Here is an 8,206-nt window from a genome sequence, read left to right as displayed (position 1 = left end):
GTAACGCGAAATACGAGCCTCGACGGATTTAACATCCGCCACCTCATATTCACCATAATAAACAATGAGATAAATAGCTTACTCAACCCGTGCCGAGCTATTTAAAAACCCTGAGGGCATTATGAAACAGCATCCAACAGGTGTTCGACCTCATGATCCACGAGGGAATTTCCGTCGGCGGCTCGGCGGGGATCAACGTCGCCGCAGCGATCCGCATCGCTCTCGATCTCGGCCCCGGGCATACCGTCGTGACGGTCCTTTGCGATGGCGGCGCTCGCTATCAGACCAAATTATTCAACCCCGAGTTCTTGCGCGGCAAGAATCTGCCCGTTCCAATCTGGCTTTGATGCGCTATCCGCTGGTTGTACGGTTTACGCACGGAGCACCAAAATAATGGCCGATCCAGCATACTGCGGCCCTTGGCTCGCAAGGACATGGCCGGCACTGAGCCAATGTTCATGTTGTATCTGAACAGATGGCAATTGTGAGACCCAATTACGCGGCAAATGCTGTCTGAGTTCGGGCTGCCCGCCGGGCGCGCCAGATCATAATCGCACCGATCGCGATCATCGGGATCGACAGCAATTGGCCCATGGTCAAGCCGAACATCAGATAACCAAGAAACCAATCCGGCTGGCGGAAAAATTCGGCCGTCGTCCGCGCAACTCCGTAGCCAAGCACAAATAACCCGGCGAGATACCCAGGCTGGCTGCGTATCCGCTCGTTGCGCGACACTGCATAAAGCACGACAAACAAGACCAGGCCTTCAAGCGTTGCCTCGATCAATTCCGATGGATAACGTGGCACTTCGGATCCCGATTGCGGATAGATCATACGAAACGGAAACCACGCAGGTGCCGGCCGTCCCCACAACTCGCCATTGATGAAATTTGCAATCCGACCGAGAAACAGTCCGATCGGCACGGGCACGGCAACTCGATCAGCGAACTGCCACGGATCAAGACCGCGCCGGTGGCAATAGATCAGGATCGCGACCGCAACGCCGATCAGCCCGCCGTGAAAGCTCATCCCGCCGTCCCAAACAGCATAGGTGCGGTCGAGGTGGTTTAGGAAATAGACGGGCTGATAGAACAAAATGTAGCCGATCCGCCCACCAAGAACGACGCCCAGGGTTGCCCACGAAAGAAAATCGTCAACCTGCTCATGGGTCGCGACCGCTGGCCTTTCCCGCACCAAGCGGCGCATCAACCGCCAGCCGACGACCAGCGCCGTGATATAAGCGAGCGCATAGTAATGAATGGCGAACGGGCCGAATCTCACCAGGATTGGGTCTAAACGCGGCCAAACATATACATGGTTCATCGATAGCTCCGGAAAATATCCCGCCCGAAATCGGTGTCACGTTTGGAACAGCTCATCACGTCCTCCCCACTGGGTTTTCTGGCGGCTGGACGCGGATGTCGTCCATCACGCCCAAGCGCCCGGCGTGGTCCCCGAAATCATCCATGATCGGACAATCCGGCCGATGATCACCCTGGCAATGATTGGCGAGGTGTTCGATCGGACCAAGCATGGCCTGCAGATCGGCGATCTTGGTTCGCAACGCCGTCGCGTGCTCGAGGGCGATACGCTTGACATCGGCGCTCGCCCGGTTCTGGTCCCGCCAGAGAGCCAGCAGCCGCATGATCGCGTCGATCGAAAACCCGAAATCGCGGCCGCGGCGAATGAAGCGGAGCGTATGGATATCGTTGATCGCAAAGTGGCGATACCCGCTGTCGCTTCGAACGGCTTTCGGAATGAGGCCGATGCTCTCGTAGTATCGGATCATCTTGGCGGGTACGCCGGAGGCTTTTGAGGCCTCACCAATCGTCATCGCATTCATCCGGCTTGCCTCTCGATCAAGCGGCCGCTCTTCAAGGCCGCGGCATCGGCGGTCCGCGGAACGGCGCCGCCTTTGGGATGCCAGCGGCGCAGCAACAGCGCGTTCGAGACGACGCTGACGCTGGACATCGCCATCGCGGCGCCGGCAACCACCGGATTCAGATAGCCGAGCGCCGCAAGCGGAATACCGACCGCATTGTAGAAGAACGCCCAGAACAACCCTTGGCGGATCTTGCGATAGGTCTGTCGCGAGATGTCGATCGCGTCGGCCACCAGCGCAGGGTCGCCGCGCATCAGGGTGATTCCGGCCGCACCCATCGCGACATCGGTGCCGGTTCCCATCGCGATGCCGATATCGGCCGCGGCCAGTGCCGGTGCATCGTTGATGCCATCGCCCACCATCGCCACGATCTGCACGCCGGCACGCAGGCGAACCACCGCCTCGGCCTTGCCGCCAGGCAGAACCCCGGCGATCACGTCATCGATGCCGAGGGTGGCCGCGACCTGCCCCGCCGCGCCGGCGCTGTCGCCGGTGATCATCACGGAGCGGACCGACAGGCGATGCAGACGCTCGACCGCGCGCCGCGCGCTCTCCTTCACGGTGTCGCCGAACGCCAGAAGGCCGAGCGTCCGAGCATGTGGCGCCGTTTCCGCCAGCCAGGAGACCGTCCGCCCGGCCGCCTCCAATTCGCCCGCGCGCGCTGCGAGATCGCCGGTATCGAGATGATGCTCATCGATCAGGCGACGATTGCCGAGGACAAGATCGCGATCGTCCAGCCTTGCGGCAACGCCGCGCCCGGCGAGCGCGCGGAACCCCGTGGTCGGCTGCAACACCAGCCCGTTCGCGGCGGCATGGCTGCGGACAGCGACAGCCAGCGGGTGATCGCTCCCCGCTTGCAGCGACGCGGCGGTTCGAACGAGGTCGTCCTCATGCCAGCCGGCGGCCTGGATGATATCGGTCACGCGCGGCCGACCCTCGGTCAGCGTCCCGGTCTTGTCGAACGCGACCACGGTGATCGCATGGGCGGCTTCGAGCGCTTCGGCGTCCTTGATCAAAATCCCATAGCGCGCCGCGACGCCGGTACCCGCCATGATCGCGGTCGGCGTGGCGAGGCCGAGCGAACAGGGACACGCAATCACCAGCACCGCGACAGCGCTCAGCACCGCCTGGACCGCATCGCCGGTCACCGCGTACCAGACGATGAAAGTCGCGGCGGCGATCACCAGAACCACCGGCACGAACACCGCGCTGACCCGATCCATCAGACGCTGGATCGGCGCCTTCGAGGCCTGCGCCCCTTCGACCAGACGCACGATTTTCGCAAGCGCCGTCTCGGCGCCGATCGCGGTGGTCTCGATGGTCAGCAGACCATCGAGATTGATGGTGCCCCCGGTCACCGGCGCGCCAGGCATTTTGTCCACCGGCAGGCTTTCGCCGGTGAGCATTTGCTCATCGACGCTGCCGCTGCCCTCGATGATCCGTCCATCGACCGGGATGCGCTCGCCGGAGCGCACCACCACGATATCGCCGACGACGATCTGCGCGAGCGGCAGTTCGATCTCCGCACCATCACGGCGTACCCGCGCAGTATCCGGCCGAAGCCCCATCAGCGCCCGCAACGCCGAGGCGGTCTGCCGCTTCGCCCGGGCTTCGAGCCATTTGCCGAACAGGATGAAAGTGATCAGCAGCGCCGAGCTCTCGAAATATAATTGTGGCGGCTGGCCGGCCGGGGTGGCGAGCAGTTCATAGACACTGAGGCCCCAGGCCGCCGAAGTTCCCAGCGCCACCAGCAGATCCATATTGCCCGTTAGCACCCGCACGGCCTTCCAGCCGGCAACATAGAACCGCCAGCCGAGCCAGAACTGCACGATGCTGGCCAACACAAACTGTCCCCAGCCGGGAACCATCCAGCTTGATCCAGCGAGATGCATCACCATCCCCGCGACCAGCGGCGCGGACAGCGCCGCGGCGAGACCGACCCGCTGCAGTTCCCGCCGGTCGCGGCTCTGCACCCGATCGGTTTCGGCGGCATCGTCCCGCTCGCCGATCGGTTGCGCCTGGTAGCCGGCATCACGCACCGCACCCGCGAGCCGGTCGAACGATACGCCCTCCAGAACCACGACACGCGCCTGCTCGTTCGCCAGATTGACCGCGACCGACACCACGCCCGGTGTCCGCCGCAAGGCCCGTTCGACCCGGCTGACGCAACTGGCGCAGGTCATCCCCTCGATCCGCATCGACAGTTCGGACCGGCGCACCGCATAGCCGGCGGCCTCGACGCCTTGCACCAGCGCAGCCGTATCGGGCGCCTGCGCAAACCCCACGCGCGCGCGTTCGGTCGCGAGATTGACCGCGACATCGGCAACCGAGGGAACCTGGGCGAGCGCTTTCTCGACCCGGCGCACACAGGAGGCACAGGTCATGCCGTCGATGCCGATATCGATTTCCGACAATGTTCCGGCCGGGCGGATGTCAGTCTCAGGTGCGACGTCGATATCCATCATCATGACTCCTCAACTGCCCGGCATATGGGGATTACCACGATAGGAAGGTCAAGCGCCCGTCGAATGGCAGATCGGTGGCAAGTGCTTGCCCGCCTGACATTCCGATCGGCATTGACCTTCCCATACTGGAAACCCCACGTAAGGCGGCATCACAGAGACAGTGGAGATCACGATGCCGACGTTGAAAGTTTCCGGAATGACCTGCGGCCATTGCGTTGCGGCGGTCACCAGAGCGGTGAACACCGTGCCCATGGTGGAAGGCGTGAAGGTCGATCTCGAGCGCGGCGAGGTCATGGTCGACGGTCATCCCGATGCGGCTGCGGTGCGCACCGCGATCGTCGACGAGGGCTACGAGGTTCGGGCGGCCGCGTAGGTGCAGCCCGAGGCTGGCGTGGTGGCGGATGTGCTCGACAGTCTGATCGTCGGCGGCGGACCGGCAGGCATGACCGCCGCGATCTATCTGGCAAGGTTCCGCCGGCGCTTCGAGCTGATCGACGGCGGCGCCAGCCGGGCATCCTGGGTGCCGGTCTCGCATAATCACGCGGGCTTCCCCGACGGCATCAACGGCAATGTGTTGCTGGAGCGGATGGCCGCCCAGGCGCTGCGCTATGGTGCCGCGATCCGGCGCGGACAGGTCGACGCGATCGCCGCCGCCCCCGATGGCGGCTTCACGGTCACCATCGGCGGCGTGACCCGAACGACGCGGACGTCCCTGCTCGCGACCGGCGTGGTCGATAACGAACCGGACCTGCCCGACCTGCGGAACGCGGTGGCCCGGGGTCTGATCCGGTACTGCCCGGTATGCGACGGCTATGAGGTGATCGGCCGAAAGGTCGGCGTGATCGGGCACGGCACGAGCGGTCTCGCCGAGGCGATTTTCGTGCGCACCTACAGCGACGACGTCACCTTGCTGTCGGTCGATGCGTCGCTGACCCCGACCGATGAGACGCGTCGCCGCGCCGCCGAGGCGGGGATTGGCCTGATCGAAGCACCGATCGTGGCGATCGCTGCCGAAGCGGAACAGACCTGCGCGGTGACGACCCAGGACGGCCAGCTGCATCGGTTCGATACGGTCTATTCCGCGCTGGGGACCCGCAAGCGATCGTCGCTCGCCCGGATGATCGGTGCGACCCTGACCGATGAAGGCGCCATAGTCACCTCGGCGCACCAGCAGACCTCGGTCAAGGGCCTGTTCGCGGCCGGCGACGTCGTCCGCGGTCTCAACCAGATCAGCGTCGCCATGGGCGAAGCCGCGATCGCCGCGACTGCCATCCACAACACGCTGCGCGGCATGAGCGTCGAATGACCGTGCAAATCGGCCCCATCAACGAAAGGAGACCGTATGCCCCCGCATTGGCTCTATCTATTATCCATCATCGCCCTGATCGCTGCCTTCGCGAGCGCGGTGGTGATCGCTCTCGACCTGCGCCGCCACCGGCAGAAAATGGGCGTCATGAACGCGGTCTGGCCGGTGACGGCGCTGTATTTCGGCCCGTTCGCAATCTGGGCCTATTGGACGATGGGACGCCAGGCCGGCACCAACCATAAGGACAAACCGTTCTGGATGACCACGTTCGTCGGTGCCACCCATTGCGGCGCCGGCTGCACCCTGGGCGACATCATCGCCGAGTTCATGGTTTTCTTCACCGGCCTCGCCATCGCCGGATCGAGCTTCGGCGCCGAACTGGTGGGCGACTACATCCTTGCCTTTTCCCTCGGCATCGCGTTCCAGTATTTCGCGATCGTCCCGATGCGCAATCTCAGCCCGGGACAGGGCATCATCGCAGCCCTCAAGGCCGATGCCCTTTCGCTCACCAGCTTCGAGATCGGACTGTTCGGTTGGATGGCGTTGATGCGCTTCGTTTTCTTCCATCCCGCCCTATACCCGAACAGCCCGGTGTTCTGGTTCATGATGCAGATCGGCATGATCGTCGGCTTCGCCACCACCTTTCCGGTGAACTGGTGGCTGGTCAAGGCCGGTATCAAGGAAGCGATGTGAAGCGAACCGACGCTCTTTGGGGTTGGCCGATGCCGGTGCCTAAAACGGGGGCACCATCGGTCGCCGGACACCCGGACGCGGCAACCACGCGGAGGATCAGAACTTCACCTTGACCCCCACGTAGCCGCCGATCGGGGCGATCGGGTTGTAGGCGCGCGGATTGGTAAGGTTGGGGACCTGCGCCACGTAGACGTTGCCGAGCGAGGAGAAGCCGCCGTAGCTGTAGGCGGTGGCATTGATCGCATTCTCCAGTGCGCCGAACAGTTCGAGCTTTGGGGTCAGGCGGTATTTCATGGTGAGGTCGGTCACGACGTAGCCGGGCAGCGGTTTGTTCAGGTTGGCGGCATCGCCGAACAGGTAGCTCGAGGTGACCGCGACGGCGGAGGCACCGACGCTCAATTGCGGAGTGATCCGGTAGGTGGTGCCGAACTTTATCTGGCTCGCGGGGAGGCCGGGGAAATGATCGCCGGCGACGATGGCGAGGTTGCCGTTGGCGTCGGCGGCCGGATTGCCGCCGGCGGATTCGACGAAGCCGGTCTGGTAGATTGCGCGGGTGAAGGAGTAATCGAAATATCCGCGCCAGGGGCCGGATGTATAGTGCAGACCGAGATCGACGCCGGTGCGCAGCACGTTGCCGATATTGCTGAAGAAGGCGCGGCCGAAGGTGGGGGCGTTGACGAAGCCGATATCGTCGTTCAGTACGGTGTGGTAATAATCGGCTTGGTAGCTGAGTGTGCCGTTTGCACCGGTCAGTGCGGCACCGCGCACTCCGGCTTCCCAGGTGTGGGCAGTGACGCCTTTGAGGTTGGGGTCGTTGACGAAAAAATTGGCGAGGCTGCAGGCATTCTGTGGTCCTGCGCAGGAGAGTTCGGCGGGTGTGGGATTGCGGTTGGCTTCGGAGTAACCGCCGTACAGGGTCAGCAGCGGCGTCAGGCGGTATGCGGCGCCAACCGCCGGGTTCAGGTGGGTGTAGAAATGCTGGCCGGTGAGGCCGGCGTTGCCGCCCTGGTCGAACGCATTGAGGTTGGCGATGTTCATGCGTGCCGAGGCGGTGATCGAGAGTTTTTTGGTGGCATCGAACGTGTCGGAGGCATAGACTCCCTCATAGGCACTCTGGAACGCGGCGCGCACCGGGATGTTGATGCCCGGTTCGTCGATCACGATGCCGGGCCCGTAATAGGCGCGGGTGAGGGGGGTTATGCCGCCAATCAGCCCGTTGGCGTCGAATTCGGTCTGTGAGCCGTCGAAACTGACGCCGGCGACCAAGTGGTTGTGATGACCGGCGATCGGCGTGGTGTTGGTCCATTGCAGCGAGCCGCCATAGCCGTTGGTGTTGGTGCTCTCCTGGTCGAGCTCGGAATAGAAATTGCTGTTCAGGAAGTTGGGAATCGGCACCAGGCCGCGCGTGGTGCTGAGCACGCCGGGGCTGGTGCACAGATAGGGCGAGCCGGAAAAGCACGGCAAGTCGTTAGGGCCGTTCCCATTGGAGACTTTCTGGAGAAAATAATCGTAGTAGATCACCGCCTGGATGGCGTTGGTCCGGTTGATCCGGTCGCTGAAATCGGTGGCGAACTTGGCGTAGTGATTGCCCAGAAAGTTGGGTGAGGTGTATTGCGCGTTGGGTCCCACCGCGAGCAGTTGCACCGGGGTGGTGCCGGGGCCGTTCAGCGCCGAGCGTGCCAGGGTGAGGCTCATATTCAGTTGCGCATGGGCGCCGCGCCAACCGAGATTGCCGTAGAAATTCTGGATATTGCTCGACTGGTCCTGCCGCCAGCCGCCTTCATGGCGTTCCGAGGCGGCGAAATAGGCCGATATGTCCCCCTTCTGCACGCCATATTGCGCATCGAGTTCGGCGCGACC

7 protein-coding genes and 1 pseudogene are annotated in these 8,206 nt (G+C 63.4%); 4 read left to right on the top strand and 4 right to left on the bottom strand.

Annotation, left to right across the window (positions count from 1 at the left end):
• Positions 1–137 precede the first annotated feature (137 nt).
• Positions 138–347 (top strand): annotated as a pseudogene (locus AruPA_RS20935) (cysteine synthase A); the annotation flags it as partial.
• A gap of 148 nt (positions 348–495) precedes the next feature.
• On the opposite strand, the gene lgt reads toward AruPA_RS20935, so the two are convergent.
• Genes lgt through AruPA_RS20920 form a run of 3 tightly spaced genes read right to left on the bottom strand, consistent with a single transcriptional unit; the run spans position 496 to position 4,344 of the window.
• Positions 496–1,323, bottom strand: a complete 828-nt coding sequence (lgt, locus tag AruPA_RS20930) for a prolipoprotein diacylglyceryl transferase (protein WP_265638683.1) — start codon at positions 1,321–1,323, stop codon at positions 496–498.
• Between the two features lie 55 nt (positions 1,324–1,378).
• On the bottom strand, positions 1,379–1,834 hold the full coding sequence (cueR, locus tag AruPA_RS20925) for a Cu(I)-responsive transcriptional regulator (protein WP_265638682.1): 456 nt from the start codon (positions 1,832–1,834) through the stop codon (positions 1,379–1,381).
• A gap of 5 nt (positions 1,835–1,839) precedes the next feature.
• Complete coding sequence (locus AruPA_RS20920; protein ID WP_265638681.1) at positions 1,840–4,344, bottom strand: heavy metal translocating P-type ATPase; 2,505 nt, start codon at positions 4,342–4,344, stop codon at positions 1,840–1,842.
• Between the two features lie 163 nt (positions 4,345–4,507).
• Here AruPA_RS20920 and AruPA_RS20915 point away from each other — a divergent pair, with 163 nt between their 5' ends.
• Genes AruPA_RS20915 through AruPA_RS20905 form a run of 3 tightly spaced genes read left to right on the top strand, consistent with a single transcriptional unit; the run spans position 4,508 to position 6,346 of the window.
• Complete coding sequence (locus tag AruPA_RS20915) at positions 4,508–4,720, top strand: cation transporter (RefSeq protein ID WP_322784418.1); 213 nt, start codon at positions 4,508–4,510, stop codon at positions 4,718–4,720.
• On the top strand, positions 4,721–5,653 hold the full coding sequence (locus AruPA_RS20910) for an NAD(P)/FAD-dependent oxidoreductase (protein ID WP_265638680.1): 933 nt from the start codon (positions 4,721–4,723) through the stop codon (positions 5,651–5,653).
• A 36-nt stretch (positions 5,654–5,689) separates the two neighbouring features.
• The gene (locus AruPA_RS20905; protein ID WP_265638679.1) at positions 5,690–6,346 is read left to right on the top strand and encodes a DUF4396 domain-containing protein; all 657 of its coding nucleotides are present in this window, start codon (positions 5,690–5,692) and stop codon (positions 6,344–6,346) included.
• A 96-nt stretch (positions 6,347–6,442) separates the two neighbouring features.
• On the opposite strand, the gene AruPA_RS20900 is transcribed toward AruPA_RS20905, so the two are convergent.
• Positions 6,443–8,206, bottom strand: a 1,764-nt coding sequence (locus tag AruPA_RS20900) for a TonB-dependent receptor (protein ID WP_265638678.1), incomplete at its 5' end; no start/stop codon positions are given.

The sequence above is a fragment of the Acidiphilium sp. PA genome, from assembly GCF_026191915.1.
GTDB lineage: Bacteria > Pseudomonadota > Alphaproteobacteria > Acetobacterales > Acetobacteraceae > Acidiphilium.
Note: the sequence above shows the minus strand (reverse complement) of the source record. Positions and strands in the feature narration are given on the sequence as shown.